Source organism: Mycolicibacterium mageritense (assembly GCF_010727475.1).
Classification (GTDB): domain Bacteria; phylum Actinomycetota; class Actinomycetes; order Mycobacteriales; family Mycobacteriaceae; genus Mycobacterium; species Mycobacterium mageritense.
In genome coordinates this window covers 5,126,583-5,147,488 of sequence record NZ_AP022567.1, presented here as the reverse complement: position 1 = coordinate 5,147,488, position 20,906 = coordinate 5,126,583, and the positions used below count along the sequence as shown (strand labels likewise).

Annotated in this window: 20 protein-coding genes and 1 other RNA gene; 9 read left to right on the top strand and 12 right to left on the bottom strand. The window is 64.5% G+C overall.

Translation table 11 applies throughout. The features are described 5' to 3' along the window. Positions 1-255: 255 nt before the first annotated feature. On the bottom strand, positions 256-2,346 hold the full coding sequence (locus tag G6N67_RS24830) for a bifunctional DNA primase/polymerase (protein WP_036428103.1): 2,091 nt from the start codon (positions 2,344-2,346) through the stop codon (positions 256-258). A 2-nt stretch (positions 2,347-2,348) separates the two neighbouring features. Then, a complete protein-coding gene (locus tag G6N67_RS24825; RefSeq protein WP_081812382.1) occupies positions 2,349-2,540 on the bottom strand; it encodes a helix-turn-helix domain-containing protein in 192 nt (63 codons plus the stop codon). A 200-nt stretch (positions 2,541-2,740) separates the two neighbouring features. Between G6N67_RS24825 and G6N67_RS24820 the strand changes: the two genes are divergently transcribed. Continuing rightward, positions 2,741-3,901 carry a site-specific integrase gene (locus G6N67_RS24820; protein ID WP_322790843.1) on the top strand — a complete coding sequence of 387 codons (1,161 nt, stop codon included), beginning with the start codon at positions 2,741-2,743 and terminating at the stop codon, positions 3,899-3,901. Between the two features lie 13 nt (positions 3,902-3,914). Here the strand turns inward: G6N67_RS24820 and ssrA are convergent. The 7 genes from ssrA to prfB form a co-directional block, all read right to left on the bottom strand. Continuing rightward, positions 3,915-4,283, bottom strand: a transfer-messenger RNA (tmRNA) gene (gene ssrA, locus G6N67_RS24815). Positions 4,284-4,474: 191 nt separating this feature from the next. Continuing rightward, positions 4,475-4,963, bottom strand: coding sequence for an SsrA-binding protein SmpB (gene smpB / locus G6N67_RS24810; RefSeq protein ID WP_036428105.1), 489 nt, complete (start codon positions 4,961-4,963; stop codon positions 4,475-4,477). Positions 4,964-4,970: 7 nt separating this feature from the next. After that, a complete protein-coding gene (ftsX, locus tag G6N67_RS24805; protein ID WP_036428106.1) occupies positions 4,971-5,867 on the bottom strand; it encodes a permease-like cell division protein FtsX in 897 nt (298 codons plus the stop codon). Beyond that, positions 5,868-6,557, bottom strand: a complete 690-nt coding sequence (ftsE, locus tag G6N67_RS24800; protein ID WP_036428108.1) for a cell division ATP-binding protein FtsE — start codon at positions 6,555-6,557, stop codon at positions 5,868-5,870. 45 nt (positions 6,558-6,602) lie between these two features. After that, positions 6,603-7,121, bottom strand: a complete 519-nt coding sequence (locus G6N67_RS24795) for an Rv3103c family proline-rich protein (RefSeq protein ID WP_036428110.1) — start codon at positions 7,119-7,121, stop codon at positions 6,603-6,605. Further along, positions 7,118-8,125 carry a mechanosensitive ion channel family protein gene (locus G6N67_RS24790; protein ID WP_036428111.1) on the bottom strand — a complete coding sequence of 336 codons (1,008 nt, stop codon included), beginning with the start codon at positions 8,123-8,125 and terminating at the stop codon, positions 7,118-7,120. Before G6N67_RS24790 ends, G6N67_RS24795 begins: the two co-directional genes overlap by 4 nt. Beyond that, positions 8,115-9,221, bottom strand: a complete 1,107-nt coding sequence (prfB, locus tag G6N67_RS24785; protein WP_036428113.1) for a peptide chain release factor 2 — start codon at positions 9,219-9,221, stop codon at positions 8,115-8,117. The genes G6N67_RS24790 and prfB overlap by 11 nt, the downstream gene beginning before the upstream one ends. A 163-nt stretch (positions 9,222-9,384) precedes the next feature. Here prfB and G6N67_RS24780 point away from each other — a divergent pair, with 163 nt between their 5' ends. After that, on the top strand, positions 9,385-10,743 hold the full coding sequence (locus G6N67_RS24780; RefSeq protein ID WP_036428115.1) for an FAD-dependent oxidoreductase: 1,359 nt from the start codon (positions 9,385-9,387) through the stop codon (positions 10,741-10,743). 4 nt (positions 10,744-10,747) lie between these two features. On the opposite strand, the gene G6N67_RS24775 is transcribed toward G6N67_RS24780, so the two are convergent. After that, positions 10,748-11,095, bottom strand: coding sequence for a hypothetical protein (locus G6N67_RS24775; protein ID WP_036428116.1), 348 nt, complete (start codon positions 11,093-11,095; stop codon positions 10,748-10,750). Between the two features lie 23 nt (positions 11,096-11,118). Between G6N67_RS24775 and hisN the strand changes: the two genes are divergently transcribed. The 4 genes from hisN to G6N67_RS24755 all read left to right on the top strand — a co-directional run bounded on the left by hisN (position 11,119) and on the right by G6N67_RS24755 (position 15,731). Then, positions 11,119-11,901, top strand: a complete 783-nt coding sequence (gene hisN, locus G6N67_RS24770; protein ID WP_036428118.1) for a histidinol-phosphatase — start codon at positions 11,119-11,121, stop codon at positions 11,899-11,901. A 105-nt stretch (positions 11,902-12,006) separates the two neighbouring features. Next, complete coding sequence (locus G6N67_RS24765) at positions 12,007-13,404, top strand: acyl-CoA dehydrogenase family protein (RefSeq protein ID WP_036428126.1); 1,398 nt, start codon at positions 12,007-12,009, stop codon at positions 13,402-13,404. Positions 13,405-13,418: 14 nt separating this feature from the next. Next, entirely contained in the window at positions 13,419-14,639 is a 1,221-nt protein-coding gene (locus tag G6N67_RS24760; protein WP_036428128.1) for an acyl-CoA dehydrogenase family protein, read from the top strand. Positions 14,640-14,732: 93 nt separating this feature from the next. Beyond that, the gene (locus tag G6N67_RS24755) at positions 14,733-15,731 is read left to right on the top strand and encodes an oxidoreductase (RefSeq protein WP_036428129.1); all 999 of its coding nucleotides are present in this window, start codon (positions 14,733-14,735) and stop codon (positions 15,729-15,731) included. Positions 15,732-15,801: 70 nt separating this feature from the next. Here the strand turns inward: G6N67_RS24755 and G6N67_RS24750 are convergent, their stop codons facing one another. Next, positions 15,802-16,779, bottom strand: a complete 978-nt coding sequence (locus tag G6N67_RS24750) for an esterase family protein (protein ID WP_036428131.1) — start codon at positions 16,777-16,779, stop codon at positions 15,802-15,804. Positions 16,780-17,220: 441 nt separating this feature from the next. Here G6N67_RS24750 and G6N67_RS24745 point away from each other — a divergent pair, with 441 nt between their 5' ends. Beyond that, positions 17,221-18,387, top strand: a complete 1,167-nt coding sequence (locus G6N67_RS24745; protein WP_051578406.1) for an acyl-CoA dehydrogenase family protein — start codon at positions 17,221-17,223, stop codon at positions 18,385-18,387. Between the two features lie 21 nt (positions 18,388-18,408). Further along, positions 18,409-18,996 carry a GrpB family protein gene (locus tag G6N67_RS24740; RefSeq protein ID WP_036434123.1) on the top strand — a complete coding sequence of 196 codons (588 nt, stop codon included), beginning with the start codon at positions 18,409-18,411 and terminating at the stop codon, positions 18,994-18,996. A gap of 5 nt (positions 18,997-19,001) precedes the next feature. Here G6N67_RS24740 and G6N67_RS24735 read toward each other — a convergent pair whose 3' ends face one another. Next, the gene (locus tag G6N67_RS24735; protein WP_036428133.1) at positions 19,002-19,559 is read right to left on the bottom strand and encodes a type 1 glutamine amidotransferase domain-containing protein; all 558 of its coding nucleotides are present in this window, start codon (positions 19,557-19,559) and stop codon (positions 19,002-19,004) included. 254 nt (positions 19,560-19,813) lie between these two features. Between G6N67_RS24735 and G6N67_RS24730 the strand changes: the two genes are divergently transcribed. Next, the gene (locus tag G6N67_RS24730; RefSeq protein ID WP_036428134.1) at positions 19,814-20,905 is read left to right on the top strand and encodes a homogentisate 1,2-dioxygenase; all 1,092 of its coding nucleotides are present in this window, start codon (positions 19,814-19,816) and stop codon (positions 20,903-20,905) included. The last annotated feature ends 1 nt before the right edge of the window (position 20,906 follow it).

Sequence of the window (20,906 nt, the reverse complement as noted above, 5' to 3'; positions counted from 1 at the left end):
TTCTCTCTTGCATCTGTCACATTCTCTGAGTCGCTTAACTATCGTTCCCATGGCATCTCTCCGCGTTGCGTGTTTTCGTTTCTGTTTCCGTTTCCCAGCTTCCGACCCCTCTTAGGGGAGGGGTCGGAAACGGAAACTCGGAAACACGGAAGCTCGCTCGGAAACAGCGCCCAGATCGGCACATATCCGCAGGTCAGAGGCTGTTTCCGTGTTCTAGGGCTGTTTCCGACCAAAGTCGGAAGCTCAAGCGATTTGCTAATCATGGGCATACATCGGATGTGTTGCGAGGATGTAGAATTTCGCATTCTTCGGTCCCTGTTCTGCAATCAAATAGCCGTCTTTCTCTCCAACGTCGAGTTTGTCAACGACGTAATCTTTTCCAGTACCAGGAACCAATGCCCTTACCTTGCTTACGAGGTCGGTTTGATTCATAGAGCGCACGCCGTTGTCGTGGGCATCGGTCAGGACTTTTCGGATTGCGTTGAGAACGTCCATTTCTTTTCGCTGTTTTGCGGTCATCGCGTTATTCAGCGGTGCGCTTGCCGATGGCTTTTCAGTCACGTTCCAGGTGATATGTCCCGTGTGCGCGCCCGTGTCGTGATCGAACGGACCTAGATGCCAGTCAATATGAAATGTGTTCCCTCCCCAGTTGCGACTACTAAAACTCGTCTCTAGGTAGAAGTCTCCGGTGTGAACGTCTGGCGTCTTGCGATGGTCGCGAATGATCCAGCTATCCGCGTTCTCGGCTTGACCAGACATGGAAATCTGATCTAGGTCAGTCCCGGTAGCACCCTTTTTGTGATGATCGGTAAGAAGCGAAACCACTTCTGACCCGCCAGCGCGAACCAACTTGTGATAGCCGTCGATCACTTGGCCGCGTTCGTAGAGGTTCGATGCCGTCACGCCCGCCGGATGGAAGTTGTAAAAACTCTCCGTCAGCACCAACGTTGGTTGGTGTTTATCCAACAATCGGTTGATTTCGTCGCGCAACTTTGCGGAATCCAAAGGTGCGGAGCCGAACTCCACGACGAACGGAAAATCAGGGTCACGCGCCACGTCTTCGCGATTGATCCCGTAGGCCGCGAGCATCCGATGCAGCGTGCGCCGAATCTGATTATCGCCTCCCTCGCCAACGATGTAGAGAACTTTTCCGGGCCGCTCGACCGGAAAACGAGCATCGTTGTAAAGGTTCATTCCGGTCGCGACGGCCAGGCCGATAGCTTGGTTGTCGTGCGTCTTCAGCGATTTCTTCGGCCCGCTGTTGACTCCCCACGTGTCCGTTGACAACACGCGCTTGACCAGAAACCGTGTTGGTTCAACGTCTTTCGCCCAATCCGTAGGACCGAACTCGCGAAAGATCGGTTCTGATTGCGTCTCTTTGGTGTACTCGCGGTTTGCTTCGTCTGAGATTTCGTCTAGTTCGCGATTCATCGCATAGCCAACGCCGTTCTTCATCAAGCGCAGAAACTCGCCGTCATCGAACTTGTCCGGTTCTCCGCGCCGCGTGTAGCTCGCAAGCATGGCCGCGTGCATTGCCTCGATCACGTCGGCAAGGGGATAGAACCCCACGCGGGACTCACACGCTGCGATCCGCAGCGCATCGCGAGTCCGATCACGTGTGCCAGCGTCAGCACTTTTCACCCAGTTGACGAGATTCAAAAGCGATTTCGGACGCGACTCGCTCTGCCAGTCTTTTACGGCTTCGCTCACCGCGTCGTCTGTCGCCTCAACACACCAACCCGCCATGGCGGTTGCGTGGCCGTCAGCCGGTTTCTTGATTGCGCGCAAGCGCAGATATCCGCGTGCTTCGCTCGGCAGTTTCGGGATTGGCGTGCCTAGATCATCTGCGCGCCAACGATATTCACCCTTCTTCGTGTCAGCGTGAACGTGCTCGGACGGTGACGCGATGACAACCGAGTTGCCCGATTTGACCTCACCGACGTGTGTACCGTCTGCAAGTCGCAGCTTGCCGGAACGAAAAATCTCGTCTCCGGTGAAAAAGCCGTAGTGGCCGCGCTCGCTACCGACGCTTTCGGCTCGCGAGAACTGGACGATTCCGGTTCTCAACCACGCAAGTTCTTCCGGTATCGCGTCAACGTCCAGGTCGAAAACGGTCAGGCCAGACGCGCCCGTGTGGATCGCGATTCCCGCATCGGGGTTGTCGCTCCACCACTGTTCGATCTGGTCGGCGTCGGTCGTGCTCTTGTCGGGCCAACCCTTGCCGACGATGCTGCCGGGATGCTTCCCGCGTGCGACCGGCAGAACGAAAAATCCGGCTTGCGCGTAGGCCAGCGCGGCGTCTCCTAGCGATGCTCCCGAAATTTCGGGAACTTGCAACGCGCTCACGGTTAAGCGTCGTTGCTGACGCGGTTGGCCTCAAGGTACGCAATCACGTCGTTGAGTTGGTACCGAACGCGCTTGCCAACTTTGATGTATGGCACGCCTTGACCGAGATACCGATTCTGCGCGAGCGTTTCTTGACTTACGCCGAGAATGTCGGCTAGCTCTTTTGGCGTGAGAAGTTTTGGAATTTCAGACATACGTCACTCCCGATTTGTGAATCCGTGAATTTCGGGTGACGTTGCCTAGCGCCGCCGAACGCGCCCCAGTGCTTCCCTATTGCGTTCATCGTGCCCGCACACTTAAGCCGTGTCAAGCAACGACACGCCATCCTTGAGCATCGGTGATTGACCGGCTACGCTGGTGACATAGCCGCAGGTCAGCGGGCTAGCCGGAACAAATGTTACAGCGCACCGCAAGAGAATCGGGAATCAAATTGGCAACCGTCAGCAAATATCAGAATGCAAAGGGCGAAACGCTCTATCGTGTGCGCTATCGCACGCCAGATAACCGCCAGACCGACAAGCGTGGATTTAAAACCAAGCGCGACGCCAACAACTTTGCGAACACAGTTGAGGTTGAAAAGCTGACCGGTAAATATGTCGCTCCGTCGCTCGGTCAAATTACGGTAGGTGAGCTAGGGCCACTGTGGTTGGCGCGTCAGGTTCACCACAAAGCAAGTTGGGCGGCACGTCTGGAATCAGTGTGGCGCGTCCACGTCGAACCGAAATGGGGAAGACGACGCATCGCTGATATTCGACAGACGGAGATTCAAACGTGGGTTGCGGAATTGCCTATGTCGGCGTCATCGGTCGCGCACGCGCATACCGTGCTCGCGGGAATCTTGGATGACGCGGTGAGCGACCGGCGTCTAGTTGCCAACCCGGCGCGCGGTGTGAAGATGCCGCGCAAGGTGGACGGAACAAAGAATTTCCTGACCGCTGCGCAAGTTTCGATGCTCGCTGACGAATCGAAGCATCCCGATATCGTGCTGTTGCTCGCGACGACGGGTCTGCGATGGGGAGAAATGGCCGCGCTGCGTATGCGCGATATTGACCTCGGGCGCGGACGCATCCGCGTGGAGCGCTCAGCGTCCAAGGTGAACGCAAAAACGATCATGGGTACGACGAAAAATCACGCGGCTCGCTCGGTCGCAGTCTCGGCGTCAGTGCTCAAACTTCTCGCACCGGCGATGGTCGCAAAATCTCCCGACGAACTTCTGTGGAGCCGCGCAGACGGCCAACCGTTGCGACCGCCCACAACGACGCATTGGTTCGGCGCGGCGGTGAAACGATGCCAAGCCGCAGACCCGAATTTTCCGCGCGTCACAGTCCACGAATTACGTCATACGGCGGCATCGCTGATGATCGCATCCGGTGCCAATGTCAAGACCGTGCAGAGCCAGCTAGGGCACAAGACGGCCACGATGACGCTCGACCAGTACGGCCACCTGTTCGCCGACGACCTGGACGACGTTGCCGACCGGATGGACGACCTCGTTTCAGGTTGTGGGCAAAATGTGGGCAAAAGAGAAGCAGGCCAGAGCGAAAATACGCTCTGACCTGCTTTTTCTCTGGTGGAGCTGCCGGGAATTGAACCCGGGTCCTACGGCATGTCCTCGAGGCTTCTCCGTGCGCAGTTCGCTGTGCCTCTACTCGGATCTCTCAGTCACGCGAACAAGCCGAGATGACGATCCCAGTCGCTGTTTGATGTCCCCACGGGTTCCGCGACCGAACCCGTGGGTGGTTCCCTCTAGCTGATGCCAGGGTCCGGGCCGAGGGCGCTCCCGGTCTGACAGACACGCAGTCGCTTAGGCAGCGAGTGCGTAGTCGCGCTGATTGGAATCGGCGCTTAATTGGTTGCAACGACGCTTACGGTGGTCTCTTGCCTGCACCGGCACGCTTCCCTTGATTCGATGCGCGAAGTCGAAACCGATCAGCCCCTCGCATCCCTGCCGACTTTCGGCAGGACAATCAATGGTACGCGAACACCAACGGCGAACGCCAAGCGATTATTCCGCGGCATTCTCGTGTCGTTCGAGGTGGCCGAGCGTGCGCGAGCTGCTGGCGAAATGCGGCGTGTCGGCCGACAGACCCGCACGTTCGCGGTGCGAGGAGAGCTCGCGGTGCGTGGGTCACATCCCCTTGGCGCGGCGCCCGAGCTCGCGGACCACCTCGCGCTGCGCGTCCCGCTTGGCCATGTCCTGCCGTTTGTCGTGGGCCTGTTTACCGCGGGCCAGGGCCAGTTCCACCTTGACCTTGCCGTCGGAGAAGTACATCGACAGCGGCACCAGAGTGAGGTTGCCGTCGCGGATCTTGCCGATCAGGTTGTCGATCTGCCGGCGGTGCAGCAGCAGCTTGCGGTTGCGCCGCGGCGCGTGGTTGGTCCAGGTGCCGTGGTGATACTCGGCGATGTGCACGTTGCGCAGCCAGATCTCACCGTCGTCGACCGTGGCGAAGGCGTCGACCAGAGACGCCTGCCCTTCCCGCAGGCTCTTGACCTCGGTGCCCATCAGGGCGATGCCCGCCTCGTAGGTGTCGAGGATCGCGTAGTTGTGGCGGGCCTTGCGATTGCTCGCCACAATCTGCTTGTTGCCCGCGGGACTCGACTTCTTGGTCGCCACCTCGCACCTATCTACGTACGTACAGCCGCAGCGTCACGTACGCCGTGACACCGGCCATCGCCACACCCACGAACAGCAGGATCGGCGAGATATAGAGGATATCGGCGTAGTCGATTCTGGCAATCAAATTAGCTTGGTAGAACTGGTCGAGCGCCTTCTCCAGGAACGCGGCCCGCACCACGATGAGCCCCAGGATCGCGATCACCACACCGATGAGCGCCGCGAGCATCGCCTCGACCAGGAATGGCAGCTGTGTGTACCACCGCGACGCTCCGACCAGTCGCATGATGCCGATCTCGGTGCGCCGCGTGTAGGCAGCGACCTGAACCATGTTGGCGATCAACAGCACCGCGCCGATCGCCTGGACCAACGCCACCGCGAACGCCGCGCTGCTCAGCCCGTCGAGCACCGCGAACAACCGGTCGACCAGATCCTTCTGGTTCTGCACGTTGCGCACGCCGGGCTGGCCGATCATCGACTTGTCGAACGCGTCGTGTTGTTCGGGATCGTTGAGCTTGACGATGAACGAGGCCGGGAACGCGTCCTTGCCCGCGACGTCCTTGTACTGCGGGAACTTCCGGATCGCGTCCTCGTACGCCTGGTCCCGGTTGAGGAAGCGCACCGATTTCACGTCGTCGGTGTTGTCCTCGATCTTCTGCCGCAACGACTTGCACGGATCGGAGTCGCAGGTCATGTCGTTGGCCGAGATGTCGTCGGTCAGGAACACCTGCGTCTCGACCCGGTCGAGGTAGATGTCGCGCGACTGATCGGCCAGCCGGACCACCAGCAGACCACCACCGAACAGGCCGATGGAGATGGCCGTGGTGAGGATCATCGCAACCGTCATGGTGACGTTGCGACGAAGACCGGTCAGAACCTCATTGATGAGGAAGCCAAAACGCACTTAGCGATCCATTCCGTAGACGCCACGCTGCTCATCGCGAATCAGCCGGCCGAGTTCGAGTTCGATGACGCGCTGGCGCATCGAGTCGACGATGTGGTGGTCGTGGGTGGCCATCACCACCGTCGTGCCCGTGCGGTTGATGCGCTCGAGCAGATCCATGATGTCCTTGCTGGTTTCCGGGTCGAGGTTGCCGGTCGGTTCGTCGGCGATCAGCACCAGCGGGCGGTTGACGAACGCGCGGGCGATCGCGACGCGCTGCTGCTCGCCACCGGAGAGCTCACTGGGCAGCCGGTTGGCCTTGCCGGACAACCCGACCATCTCCAACACGTCGGGCACGACCCGGTTGATCACCTCGCTGCGCTTGCCGATCACCTCCAGCGCGAAGGCCACGTTCTCGAACACCGTCTTCTGCTGCAGCAGCCGGAAATCCTGGAACACGCATCCGATGACCTGACGCAGGCTCGGGATGTGCCGGTCGCGCAGCTTGTTCACATGGAACTTGGAGACCCGGATGTCGCCTGCGGTGGGAGTCTCGGCGGCCAGCAGCAGCCGCATGAACGTCGACTTGCCGGACCCGGAAGGCCCGATCAGAAAGACGAACTCACCCTTGTCGATCTTCAGCGAGACATCATCGAGTGCTGGACGTGCCGAAGACTTGTACTGCTTCGTCACGTGGTCGAGGGTGATCATCACGGCACGCCAGTGTAGCGGGGAGAACGCATGGGCCGGGTCACGCTACCTCGGCAGCGTGGGCGCCACCGACTCCTGGCCGGGTTGAACCTGCGGAGCAGGCGTGGCGGGCGTCTGCCCGGGAAGCAACGGCAGCGTTATGGGAGGCAACAAGCCGGGACCGTCCGGGTCGACCACCGTCGTTCTCGGTGCGGGCGCCGTCGGCGTCGTGGACGTAGGCGTGTCGTCCGTGCTGGTCGGACTGGTGGGGCTCGTGGTCTCCTCTTCGGTCGTCGTGGGCGTCTCGGTGGGCGACGTGGTCGTCGGTGTGGTCGTGGTGGTCACCGGTGTCGGCACCCGCGTGCGCGGCACCCAGGTGTAATCCGGGTCGGGCACGAATCCCGGCGGCACGACCTGCGGGGCCGGAGTCTCGGTACTCACGGTTCTCGGCGCGTACTCCTGCTGCACCCACGACAGGGCCACGAACGCGATGACCAGCACCACGGTCGACGTGCGGAGCCTGCCGAGACGCGTGGGCCAGCGCTTGACGACGGCGTCCTTGACCGCGTTGACGTCGAGCTTCACTTGCCGCTCTCCCGGCTCGACTGCCCCTGCGCCGCCGTGTCGGGCGGTGGCACCTGTGCCGGATGCGCGAGCGCTTCCACCGTCGGTGCCGCGGCGTCGGACGGGGTGACGACGCCGGCGCGACGCAGGGCACGGATCACCCGCACCCGCAGCCGCCGTCCGACCTCGAACTGCTTGCCCGGCAGGGTCCGCGCGACCATGCGCAGATTCACCGTTTCCAGTCCGATGCTCTCGACGCCCATGAGCTGTGGTTTGTCGAGCAGCAGCTTGGACAGTTCGCCGTCCTCGGCGGCCTTCTCGGCAACTTCGTGCAGCACATCGTTGACCACGTTCAGGTCGACACTGACCGGTACCGGTATGTCGACGACGGAGCGGGCCCAGTCCTTGGACAGGTTCAGCGCCTTGACGATCTGCCCGTTGGGCACGGTGTACATCTCGCCTTCGGACGACCGCAGCTTGGTGATCCGCAGCGTGACGTCCTCGACGGTGCCTTCGGCTTCGTTGCTCGCCCCGATCGTCAGCCGGACCAGGTCACCGAACCCGTACTGCTTCTCGGTGATGATGAAGAACCCCGCGAGCAGATCCTGGACGATGCGTTGGGCGCCGAAACCCAGCGCGGCACCGATCACGGTCGCGGGCGCGGCCAGGGACACGATGGGCACCGCCAACACGTCACTGACCTCGACGGCCACGACGACGAACAACAGCGCCACCGAAACCCACGAGATCACCGACGCGACCGCCTGGCGGTGCTTGGCGCTCTCGGAGCGCACCAGCTGGTCGCTTTCCTCGTACTCCGCGTCGATCCGCTTGACGACCCGCTGCGCGGCCCAGCTGATGAAGCGCGCGGCCAGCAGCCCCCCGATCAACAGCAGAGCGATCCGGAGGCCCTTGCTCAATATCCAGACGCCGATCTCGCCGTGCCAGAAATCGTGCCAGCGCTGCGCGGCCGGAAAAGCGAGCGCGGTGGCGGCCCAATCCGAGGCCAACGTACTAATCGTCATCTTTTCTGTTGCGCCATCTGATTCCTGCCTCCAGGAATCCGTCGATGTCTCCGTCGAGAACCGCTGCGGGATTACCGACCTCGTATTCGGTGCGGAGATCCTTCACCATCTGGTACGGGTGCAGAACGTAGGAACGCATTTGGTTGCCCCACGAGCTCCCGCCGTCGCCCTTCAACGCGTCCAGCTCTGCGCGTTCCTCTAAACGCTTACGTTCCAACAGCTTTGCCTGGAGAACCCGCATGGCCGAAACCTTGTTCTGCAACTGCGACTTCTCGTTCTGGCAGGTCACCACGATACCGGTGGGGATGTGAGTAAGTCGAACCGCGGAGTCGGTGGTGTTCACCGACTGCCCGCCGGGACCCGACGAGCGGTAGACGTCGACGCGCACGTCGCCCTCAGGGATGTCGATGTGGTCAGTCGTGTCCACCACCGGCAGCACCTCGACGTCGGCGAACGACGTCTGGCGGCGGCCCTGGTTGTCGAACGGGCTGATCCGCACCAGCCGGTGGGTGCCCTGTTCGACGGACAGCGTGCCGTATGCGTACGGCGCGTGCACCGCGAACGTCGCGCTCTTGAGGCCGGCCTCTTCGGCGTAGGACGTGTCGAACACCTCGACCGGGTAGTTGTGCTGCTCGGCCCAGCGCACATACATGCGCATCAGCATCTCGGCCCAGTCGGCCGCGTCGACGCCACCGGCGCCGGACCGGATGGTCACCACGGCCTCGCGCTCGTCGTACTCCCCCGACAGCAGGGTCCGCACTTCCATCGCCTCGATGTCTTCGCGCAGCTTGGCGCGTTCGGCGTCGGCCTCGGCGACCTCCTCGGCACCGCCCTCTTCGGCCGCCAGTTCGTAGAGCACCGGGAGGTCATCGAGCCGGCCCCGCAGCGCCTCCACGCGGCGCAACTCACCCTGCGCGTGCGACAGCTCGCTGGTGACTTTCTGGGCGCGGCTCTGGTCATCCCACAGGTTCGGATCGGATGCCTCGTGTTCGAGTTTCTCGATCCGCGCACGCAGCCCTTCCACGTCGAGCACCCGCTCCACAGTCGTCAAGGTGGCATCGAGTGCGGCGATATCGGCTAGACGGTCTGGATCCACGAATGTTCAGGGTACCGGTACGGCAATCGGTGCCAGTTCTTCCTGACCGGCGGCAGTACCGCGGATCCGCGTTTAGAGTCGGGTGGTACCAGCCTTGCCGCGTCGCGACAGCCCCTTGCGCGCGGTGGGGGTGGCCAATTGCTGGCTTATAGAAGGCTTGTGCATGCGCCCATATCACGTGGCGATCGTCGGCTCGGGTCCGTCGGGATTCTTTGCTGCCGCGTCACTCCTGAAATCCGCCGAACAACGCGATGTCCGCGTCGACATGATCGAGATGCTGCCGACCCCGTGGGGTCTGGTGCGCTCGGGCGTGGCGCCCGACCATCCGAAGATCAAGTCGATCAGCACCCAGTTCGAGAACATCGCCGAGGATCCCCGATTCCGCTTCTTCGGCAACATCGCGGTCGGAGAACACGTTCAACCGGCCGAGTTGGCAGAGCGCTACGACGCGGTGATCTACGCCGTGGGCGCCCAGTCGGACCGTTCGTTGAACATCCCCGGCGAGGATCTGCCCGGCAGCGTCGCGGCCGTCGACTTCGTGGGCTGGTACAACGCCCACCCTCGATTCGGCGAGATGACGCCGAACGTTTCGGGCAGCCGCGCGGTCGTGGTCGGCAACGGCAACGTCGCGCTGGACGTGGCGCGCATTCTGGTCAGCGATCAGAAGGCACTGGCGCACACCGACATCGCCGATCACGCGTTGGCGTCGCTGGACGCGCGTGGGGTCGAGGAAGTGCTCGTGATCGGCCGACGTGGGCCATTACAGGCCACTTTCACCACGGTCGAGCTGCGCGAGCTCGGTGACATGGAAGGCCTTGAGGACGTCGACGTCATCCTGGATCCGGCGGACTTCGCCGACATCACCGACGAAGATCTCGAGGCCGCAGGCAAAACCGTCAAGCAGAACATCAAGGTGCTCCGCGGCTATGCGCAGCGCGAACCGCGAGGAGCCAAGCGGCGCATCGTATTCCGTTTCCGCACGTCGCCGATCGAGCTGCGCGGCGAAGGCCGTGTCTCCTCGATCGTGTTGGGCCGCAACGAGCTTGTCCGCGGTGCGGACGGCCGGGTGGTCGCCAAGGACACCGGCGAGCGCGAAGAGCTGTCCGCGGAGCTGGTCGTCCGGGCCGTGGGCTACCGCGGGGTACCGACGCCCGGGCTACCGTTCGACGAGCGTTCGGCAACCATCCCCCACACCAACGGCCGGATCGACGGCAGCCGCAACGAGTACGTCGTCGGTTGGATCAAGCGCGGGCCGTCGGGCGTCATCGGCAGCAACAAGAAGGATTCGGCGGAAACGGTGAACACCGTGCTCGAAGATCTGCGCGACGCCGAGCTGGGCGACTTCGGCGACGACCACGCCGCGAAGCTGGCGGGCTGGCTCGCCGAGCGTCAGCCCAAGCTGGTCACGGGTGACCACTGGCGGGCCATCGATGCGCACGAACGGGCGGCCGGCGAACCGTCCGGCAGGCCGCGGGTCAAGCTCCCCAGCGTGGCCGAGCTGTTACGCATCGCCCACGGCTGAGGGGTCACGCGCCCGGATAGTCCACGGGCGGGGGCTCCGGTGGAGCGAATGCCCACTTGTCGGGGTTAGCAGGCGAGTACACCACCGGGATGAGCGCACCCATCGACGGCCACTCGTTCACGTCGACGACCATGCGCTGGTAGACGACGTGCTCGTTGACGGTCGGCCCGTTGATCACGCCGCTGATGGTGACGAACTGCTCCCCCTCGGCGTCGGGCCGTGGGCTGACCCCGGTGACCAGCAGGGTGCCGTGGGCCAACTCGCCACGGATCCCGCGGCGCCGCATGATCCACGGTGCCGCGACGAGCGCGAGCGCCCCCACGAGCAGGAGCAGTATTCCGAATTCCACCACCAGGCCATGGTAGGACTGCTGCCATGAGCACCGTCGCGGATGACTTGACCCTCGCCCTGACCCTGGCCGACCAGGCCGACACGCTGACCATGGCCCGATTCGGCGCGCTGGATCTGCACGTCGAGACCAAACCGGATCTCACCCCCGTCACCGATGCGGACCGTGGCGCCGAGGAGTCACTGCGCGCAACATTGGCCGATGCCCGGCCCGGCGACTCGGTGTTCGGCGAAGAGTTCGGTGGCACAACGGTTTTGAGTGGTCGGCAATGGGTGATCGATCCGATCGACGGGACCAAGAACTTCGTCCGCGGCGTTCCGGTGTGGTGCACGCTGATCGCACTGCTGGAGGACGGCGCACCGGTGGTCGGCGTGGTGAGCGCACCGGCGTTGGCGCGTCGCTGGTGGGCCGGGGCCGGCCAGGGCGCCTACGGCTCGTTCGGCGGGGCGACGCGCAAGCTGGCCGTGTCGGGGGTTTCGGATCTGTCGGCCGCGAGCTTGTCGTACTCGGATCTGACCACGGGATGGGAGGGCCGCCGGGACCGCTTCGTCGAGCTGACCGACGCGGTGTGGCGGGTTCGCGCGTACGGGGACTTCTGGTCGTACTGCATGGTCGCCGAAGGCGCCGTGGACATCGCGTGCGAGCCCGAGGTGAAGCTGTGGGACATCGCCCCCCTGGACATCTTGATCCGCGAGGCCGGCGGCACGTTCACCAGCATCGATGGCGCAGACGGGCCGCACGGCGGCAGCGCGCTGGCGACCAACGGCCTGCTGCACGCCGAGGTGCTCAAGCGGCTGTCGGAGGGCTGATCGCCGCACGGGCGGGCTGTGAAGTTGGTTACAGATACGCCGTATCTTACTCTGGAGTAAGATACGGTCAGAAGCGTCGCCACGACCAACTAGAGGCAGCTGACAATGACCAACACCCTGCCGTCCAAGAACGGCTCTGCACCCCGTCCCGAGCGCTCCGGCCGACCAAGCGCCGTGGGCCTGCACAAGCACAAGCGGACAGCGACCGACATCGGGTTGGCGCTGATCACCCCGATCGTCGGCCAGGAGTTCCTGGACCGCTACGGACTGCGCGACCCGCTCAACCGCGGCCTGAAATACGGTGTCAAGCAAGTCTTTTCGACCGCCGGAGCGGCCACCCGGCAGTTCCAGCGCATTCAGGGACTCGGTAAGGCACCCACGCGGCTCAAGGCCAGCGGTGCCGACTACTTCGACCTCACCCCCGACGACGACCAGAAGATGATCGTCGAGACGGTCAGCGAATTCGCCGAGGAGATCCTGCGACCTGCGGCCTACGACGCCGACAACGCCGCGACCTACCCGGCGGACCTGATCGCCAAGGCCGCCGAACTGGGCATCACCGCGGTCAACGTCCCCGAGGACTTCGACGGCATCGCCGAGCACCGCAGCACCGTGACCAACGCACTGGTCGCCGAGGCCCTGGCCTACGGCGACATGGGGCTGGCGCTGCCGATCCTGGCCCCCGGCGGTGTGGCCTCGGCCCTGACCCACTGGGGCAGCGCCGACCAGCAGGCCACCTATCTCAAGGAATTCGCCGGCGAGAACGTGCCGCAGGCCTGTGTGGCCATCGCCGAACCGCACGCGCTGTTCGACCCGACAGCCCTCAAGACCACCGCGGTACGCACGCCGAGCGGCTACCGGCTGTCCGGCGTCAAATCGCTGGTGCCGGCGGCCGCCGATGCCGAATTGTTCGTCGTCGCAGCACAACTGGGCGGCAAACCGGCGCTGTTCATCGTCGAGGCGGCGTCGCAGGGGCTGACCGTCAAGGCTGATCCGAGCATGGGTATCCGCGCGGCGGCGCTGGGGCAGGTCGAGCTCGACAACGTGGCCGTGCCGCTGAGCGCGCGCCTCGGCGAGGACGACGCGACCGATCAGGACTACTCCGAGGCCATCGCGCTGTCGCGACTCGGTTGGGCCGCGCTGGCGGTCGGCACCTCGCACGCGGTGCTGGACTACGTGATTCCCTACATCAAGGAACGCCACGCGTTCGGCGAGCCCATCGCCCACCGGCAGTCGGTGGCGTTCATGGCCGCCAACATCGCCATCGAACTCGACGGGCTGCGGCTCATCACCTGGCGCGGTGCCGCACGTGCCGAACAGGGCCTGCCGTTCGCCCGCGAGGCGGCTCTGGCCCGCAAGCTCGGGACCGACAAGGGCATGCAGATCGGCTTGGACGGTGTCCAGCTGCTCGGCGGTCACGGCTACACCAAGGAACACCCGGTCGAACGCTGGTACCGCGATCTGCGGGCCGTCGGCGTCGCCGAAGGTGTCGTGGTCCTCTAAGCGAAAGACGAATCATGGCAATCAATCTGGAAATGCCCCGCAAGCTTCAGGCGGTCATCGAGAAGGGCCATCAGGGCGCCGCGGAGATGCTTCGCCCGATCTCGCGCAAGTACGACCTTGCCGAGCACGCCTACCCGGTCGAGCTCGACACCCTGGCCAACCTGTTCGAAGGCATCTCAAGCGCCAAGACCATCTCGTTCGCGGGCGCCGAGGCGTTCCGTGACGACGCCAACACCAAGGGCGAGAAGGTCACCATCAACGGGGCCAACATGTCGGCGCTGCTCAATGCCCTCGAAATCAGTTGGGGTGATGTGGCATTGCTGCTGTCGGTGCCGCGCCAGGGCCTCGGCAACGCGGCGATCTCGTCGGTGGCAACCCCCGAGCAGCTGGAGCGCCTCGGCAAGGACGTGTGGGCCGCGATGGCCATCACCGAGCCGGGCTTCGGTTCCGACTCGGCGGCCGTGACCACCACCGCGGTGCTCGACGGCGACGAGTACGTGATCAACGGCGAGAAGATCTTCGTCACCGCCGGTTCACGGGCCACCCACATCGTGGTGTGGGCAACGCTCGACAAGTCGTTGGGCCGAGCGGCCATCAAGTCGTTCATCGTGCCGCGTGAACATCCCGGTGTCACGGTCGAGCGTCTCGAGCACAAACTCGGCATCAAGGCGTCCGACACCGCGGTGATCCGCTTCGAGAACGCCCGCATCCCCAAGGACAATCTGCTCGGCGACCCGGAAATCCACGTGGAGAAGGGTTTTGCCGGGGTCATGGAGACCTTCGACAACACCCGGCCCATCGTGGCGGCCATGGCGGTCGGCATCGCGCGCGCCGCCCTGGAAGATCTGCGCGCGATCCTCACCGACGCCGGCGTGGAGATCTCCTACGACAAGCCCGCCCATGCGCAGAGCGCCGCGGCCGCGGAGTTCCTGCGCATGGAGGCCGATTGGGAGGCCGGTTACCTGCTGACGGTGCGGTCGGCATGGCAGGCCGACAACAGCATCCCCAACTCCAAAGAGGCCTCGATGGGTAAGGCCAAGGCCGCCCGGGTGGCCAGCGACATCACCCTCAAGGCCGTCGAAATGGCCGGAACCGTCGGCTATTCCGAGCAGACCCTGCTGGAGAAGTGGGCCCGCGACTCCAAGATCCTCGACATCTTCGAAGGCACGCAGCAGATCCAGCAACTCGTGGTCGCCCGCCGCCTGCTGGGCCTGTCCTCGTCCGAGTTGAAGTGAAGTAGCGGACTTCTCCGGCGAGCAGACGCTGAAGTACCCGGTTTCCATGGAAACCGGGTATTTTCGCGTCTGCTCGGCCAATAGGGTGAGGCCATGGAATCGTTTCAGGCACTGGTGGCACGGCAGGACGACGACGGCATCGACGTGACGGTCGAGACGCTTGAGGAGTCTTCGCTTCCTCCGGGCGAAGTGACCGTCCGCGTGCTGTATTCCAGCGTCAACTTCAAGGATGCCCTCGCGCTGACACCCAAAGGCGGTGTGGTGCGCGAATATCCGATCGTTCCCGGCATCGACCTGACCGGTGAGGTGGTGGCATCGGAATCACCGGACTTCACGGTCGGCGACCTGGTGCTGGCGCACGGCTATCAGATCGGCACGGGCCACCACGGCGGCTACGCCGAATACGCGCGGCTCCCCGCCGATCAGGTGGTCGCGCTGGGCGCACTCACGCCGCGGGAAGGCGCAGCCATCGGAACGGCCGGGTTCACCGCGGCAATGAGCGTGCAGGCATTGATCGACCGCGGCATCACACCGCAGGACGGCCCGATCGTCGTGACCGGGGCCACCGGCGGGGTCGGCTCGGTGAGCATCGACCTGCTCGCCGCCGCGGGCTTCGAGGTGGTGGCGTCGACCGGCAAGGCTGATCAGGCCGACCGCCTGCGGGCTCTGGGCGCCGCTGAGGTGATCGGCAGGCTGCCCGCCGATCCGCACGCCAAGCCCCGCCCGCTCGCCAAGACGCGGTGGGCCGGGGCGGTGGACTGCGTCGGCGGCGCGACGCTCGCGGACGTACTGAGCACGCTGCGGTACGGCGGCGCCGTCGCGGCGAGCGGGCTCACCGGCGGTGCCGGGCTCAACACCACGGTGATGCCGTTCATCCTGCGCGGTGTGGCGCTGCTGGGCATCGACTCGGTGCTGCTGCGCATCGAGCCCCGGCGTGCGCTGTGGGAGCGGCTGGGCGGCTCGCTCAGGCCACGGCACCTCGCCGACATCACACACGAGGTCGACGTCAAGGATGTCGTGAGTGTGCTCGACGAGGTCCGGGCCGGTCGCTATGCCGGACGTGCGGTGGTGAAGGTAGCCGGCGGCTTCTGACACCGCTCAACCAAAACTGCCCCAAATCCGAGGATTTGGGGCAGCTTTTGGTTCTGTTCGCGAGGAGGGCTTAGCCCAGCACCCGCTGCAGGTCCGGAATCATGGCCTGCAGTTCCCGGGCCCAGTAGGCCCAGTTGTGCGTGCCGTTGTCCGGGAAGTTGAACACGGCGTTGTTGCCGCCCGCGGCGATGTAGTTGTCGCGGAACGTCTCGTTGGTGCGGATGGTCAGACCCTCGAGGAAGGTGGCGGGCAGGTCGCCGCCGCCGAGCTCGTTGGGCTGGCCGTTGCCGCAGTAGACCCAGAGGCGCGTGTTGTTGGCGACAAGCGTCGGGATCTGCACCATCGGGTCGTTGCGCTTCCAGGCGCTGTTCGGATCCTCGGTCGGACCCCACATGTCGTTGGCCTTGTAGCCGCCGGCATCACCCATCGAGATGTTGATCAGGAACGGCCACCAGCCCTCGGAGGGGTTCAGGAAGCCCGACATCGAGCCCGCGTAGATGAACTGCTCGGGGTGGTAGGCCGCGAGGATCATCGCTGCCGAACCGGCCATCGACAGACCGATCGCGGCATTGCCGGTCGGTGCGACATCGCGGTTGGCGGCCAGCCACTGCGGCAGCTCGCTGGTGAGGAAGGTCTCCCACTTGTAGGTGGTGCAGCCGGCCTTGCCGCATGCCTGGTTGTACCAGTCGCTGTAGAAGCTCGACTGACCACCGACGGGCATGACCACCGACAGGCCGGAGTCGAGGAACATCTCGAACGCGTTGGTGTTGATGTCCCAGCCGTTGAAGTCGTCCTGCGCACGCAGGCCGTCGAGCAGGTACACCGCGTGCGAGCCCGGTCCACCACTCTGGAACTGAATCTTGATGTCGCGGCCCATCGACGGCGACGGGACCATCAGGTACTCAACCGGCAGGCCGGGCCGGGAGAACGCTCCCGCGGTTGCCGATCCACCGGCTACGCCGATCAAGCCAGGCAGCAGCAGGGCTGCCATAGCCACCACCGTCATCCGGCGGGCCCAACGGCCACGAATCTTGTCAATGAAGGTCATACTGCGAATCCATCCGTCTTCCGGTCAATTACGCCCAGGACTGCGCGATCAGCGATCATCCAGCGACATCGCGGTGAATGTTCACCGCGATGTTCGCGCCCGCTCGACTGAGCCCGGTGCCTCGGAGAGCGGACCGAGAAATTCAGTTGTTGCGCCTTGAGTAAATCATGAGGCCGCAATTAGAGAAAACCGACCACGCGTTAACCCGTCGCGTTTCGCCCGGCCCGCGAACACCGCATCGGCACCGGCATTTCCCCTTCGCCATGCCTTCTGCCTGCGAAAACTCGGATATCGAGCCGAATGCTCCCAGGTCGGCCGTTAGACGGCCGTCGCCGATCCGTGCGCAACCGGTGTCCTGAGGGTTATCCGATCGTCGCCAATGCGATTCCTCGGGCATTCGTGTCGCGCTTCCATACTAAAAAGTATGGTAACTTCGCGATCATGACCACACTCGATGTCGTGGAGTCGGCGATCGGCCCGGCATTCGTCGCGAAGCTGGCCGAACGGGCCCGCGAGGCCGAGGAATTGCGCCGCCTGCCCGCCGCCACACTCGCCGACCTCGCCGAGTCGGGGTTCACCGATCTGCTGGTGCCTGCCCGCTACGGCGGCCTGCAGGCCGAATTCCCCGCGATCCTGGACCCGGTGCGCCGCATGGCGCATGGCTGCGCGTCGAGCGCATGGACCATCGGCTTCTACGCGCTACACAACTGGATGCTGGCGTTGTTCGACGAACAGGCGCAGGCAGAGGCATTCACCACCCGCCCCTTCCTGGCGCCCGCGCCGCTGGCGCCGACCGGACGCGCACTGCCGGCCGACGGGGGCGTACGGCTCAGCGGCCGGTGGTCGTGGGCCACCGGGGTGATGGACGCCAACTGGATCATGGTCGGTGCGCTCTGCGGACCGGACGATGCGATCTATCCCGCACTGGCTCTGCTGCCCGCCGACCAGATCAGCGTCGAGGACGTGTGGCACACCGACGGCATGCGCGCGACCGGTTCCAACGACGTCGTCATCTCCGATGTGTTCGTGCCCGAACACCGGCTCGTGCGCGTCGTCGACATCTATTCGGGCACCGCGCCCGGCGCGGTCCTGCACGACGCGACGACCTACCGGTGGCCCATGGTGCCCGCGCTGGCACTCCTGGCCGCGATGCCGGCGCTCGGCAGTGCCGAACGCGCCGCTGAGACCTACGCCGAGCGACTGTCCGAGCGGGTGATCGCCTACGAGGGCGTCAAACAAAAGGACAAGCCCGCCGCGCAGTCCCATCTCGGCGAGGCCGAGGTGCGCCTGCGCGCGTTGCGCGGCCTGTTGGCCGACACCGTGGGAGAGATCCAGGACGTGGTGGCCGCGGGCGATCCGGTGTCACGCAACGCCCGCGGGCAGGCGCGGTTGGCCGCGTCCCACATCGTCCACGAATCGCAGGCCGTCATCGCGCTGCTGCTGGGGTCGTCGGGCGCGAGCGCACACTTCCTGAACAACCCGCTGCAGCGGCTCAAGCGGGACGTCGACGTGCTGTCGGGCCACGTGATCTTCGACTACGACACCAGCCGCGAACTGGCCGGTGCGCTGTCGATCGGCATGAAGATCTCCCCGGTCGCGATGGTGTGACCGTTCGGTACGGTCGACATGATGGCCAGCAACGAGGAAATCACCCGCCATCATGACCCCAACCCGGATGAAGATCCGTGGGTGCACGGCCCTCCCCCGGCCGAACCGGTCACCCTCGTCGCATACGACCCGCAGTGGCCGCAGCGGTTCCGGGTTCTGGCCACCGCGATCCGCGACGCGCTCGGCGAAACGGCACTCGACGTCGAACACGTCGGATCGACCTCGGTGCCGGGGCTCAGCGCCAAGGACGTCATCGACATCGACCTCACGGTGGCCGACCCGCGTGACGAGGACGCCTACGTCCCGGCCCTCGAGCGCATCGGCTACCGCCTGACCATTCGCGAACCGAGCTGGCATCAGCACCGGTGCCTCAAGCTCGACGAGCCGCGCGTGAACCTCCACGTCTTCGGCCCCGACTGCCCGGAGACGATCCGGCACCGCATGTTCCGCGACTGGCTGGCTTCGCATCCCGATGATCGGGCCCGCTATGAGCGGGCCAAGTACGCGGCCATTCCCGGCGGCGGCCACGTGATGGACTACAACGCGCGCAAGCAGCCCGTGGTCCGCGAGATCTACGACCGGATCTTTCGCGCCGCGGGCATGCTGTAACGCGGTCAGGTCTGAGCCGGCGTGCTCGCCAGTTCGTCGATGATGGCCTCGCAGAACGCCGGCAGGTCTCCCGGATCGCGGCTTGTGATCAGATGGCCGTCGACGCAGACCTGCCGGTCGACGACATTGGCACCGGCGTTGCGGAGGTCGGTGCGGATACTCGGATAACTCGTCAGCGTCCGGTCGCGGACCACGTCGGCCTCCGCGAGGGTCCACGGACCGTGGCAGATGGCTGCGACGGTCTTGCCCGATCGCACGAAGTCGCGGACGAACGCCACCGCGGTCTCGTCGAGCCTCAGCTTGTCCGGGTTCACGGTTCCGCCGGGCAGGATCAGCGCGTCGAACTCGCCCACCTTCGCGTCGGCGACGGTGCGGTCCACCGCAAAGGTGCCCGCCGGCTCGAGGTCGTGATCGCGAGCCTGGATCTCGCCGGCCTTCAGCGACAGCAGCTCGACATGACCACCCTCGTCCTCGACGGCGGCACGCGGCTGTTCGAGTTCGACGCGTTCCACACCATCCGCGGCGAGAATGGCGACCCTGCGACCCTGCAATTCGTTGGACATGATGGTCCTTTCCTGTGCGCCGAGTGGACCGCAGACACCCTGCGCTCCAATTGGATCGGATGTGACGGCGACGCTGTATGACTGCTGCCGACGCGCCTCCCTCCGTGACCGGTGTGACGACCGATGTGACCGAGGGCTACCCCGGCAAGCCAGACCTGAAACGCGGGTGGTCAGCGCTGCGCACACCCTTGCCATCCATGGAAAGAAAAGTAAAGTCACATTTAGTTTTTTCCCGCCATGTCAGGAGCCGAAGCATGGAATCGTTCGTTCACCTGCGCAAAGGCAAAACCCCGAAGCGGGTACATGCCGATCTCGACGGCCTCAAGGATGACGAACTCGGCCGGGGCGGGTTCATCGGCCGCACCGCCAACATGTACCGCCGCAACGACCCAACGGCGTACCGCACAGTCGGGCCGCTCCGGCCCACCGACGTGCTGTCCTCGGAGCTCAAGCCCTCCGACGCCACCGACGCCCACGGCGGGCCGCTGATGATGTTCTCCAACGCCGACTGCCAGATCCTGCTGAGCCGGCGCACAGACGAGATGCCCTTCTTCGTGCGCTACGTCGACGGCGACCTCCTCTCGTTCGTCCACAAGGGCTCGGGCCTGCTGGAGACCGAGTTCGGGCCACTGCCCTACCGGGAAGGCGACTGGGTTTACCTTCCGAAGGCGTGCACGTGGCGACAGGTGCCGACGACGGAGACCACGCTGCTCATGATCCAGGCAACTGACGACTTCCGAGTGCCACCGGCCGGAACACTCGGGCGGCACTTCCCTTTCGACCCGGCGCAGGTAACCATTCCCGAACCGGCTCCGGTCGACGACGACGGCAGGGCCGAGTACGAAGTTCGCCTTGTCCATGACGGCGGACCGACAAGCCTTTTCTACCAACACAATCCGCTCGATGTCGAAGGGTGGCGCGGGGACAACTTCCCGTTCACCTTCAACATCGAGGACTACACCGTCATCACGTCCGAGAGCGTGCACCTGCCGCCGACCGTGCACCTGTTCATGCAGGCCACCGGTGTGTATGTGATGAACTTCCTGCCCAAACCGGCCGAGAGCGTTCCCGGCACCGAACGCACCCCGTGGTATCACCGCAATGTCGACTACGACGAGATCGCGTTCTTCCATGCCGGCTCGCTGTACGGCATCCCCATGCCGCCCGGCCTGGTTTCACATGCGCCACAAGGGGTTCACCACGGCGCACCCGAGAAGGCGCGAGAACGCGCCCGACGCAAGTTCGACGAGTACGACCGCGTGGACTGGTCGGTGATCGCGATCGACACCCGGCGCAGACTCACTCCCTCCGCCGAAATTCTGGCCAACGATCTCGGGCAGCACTAGA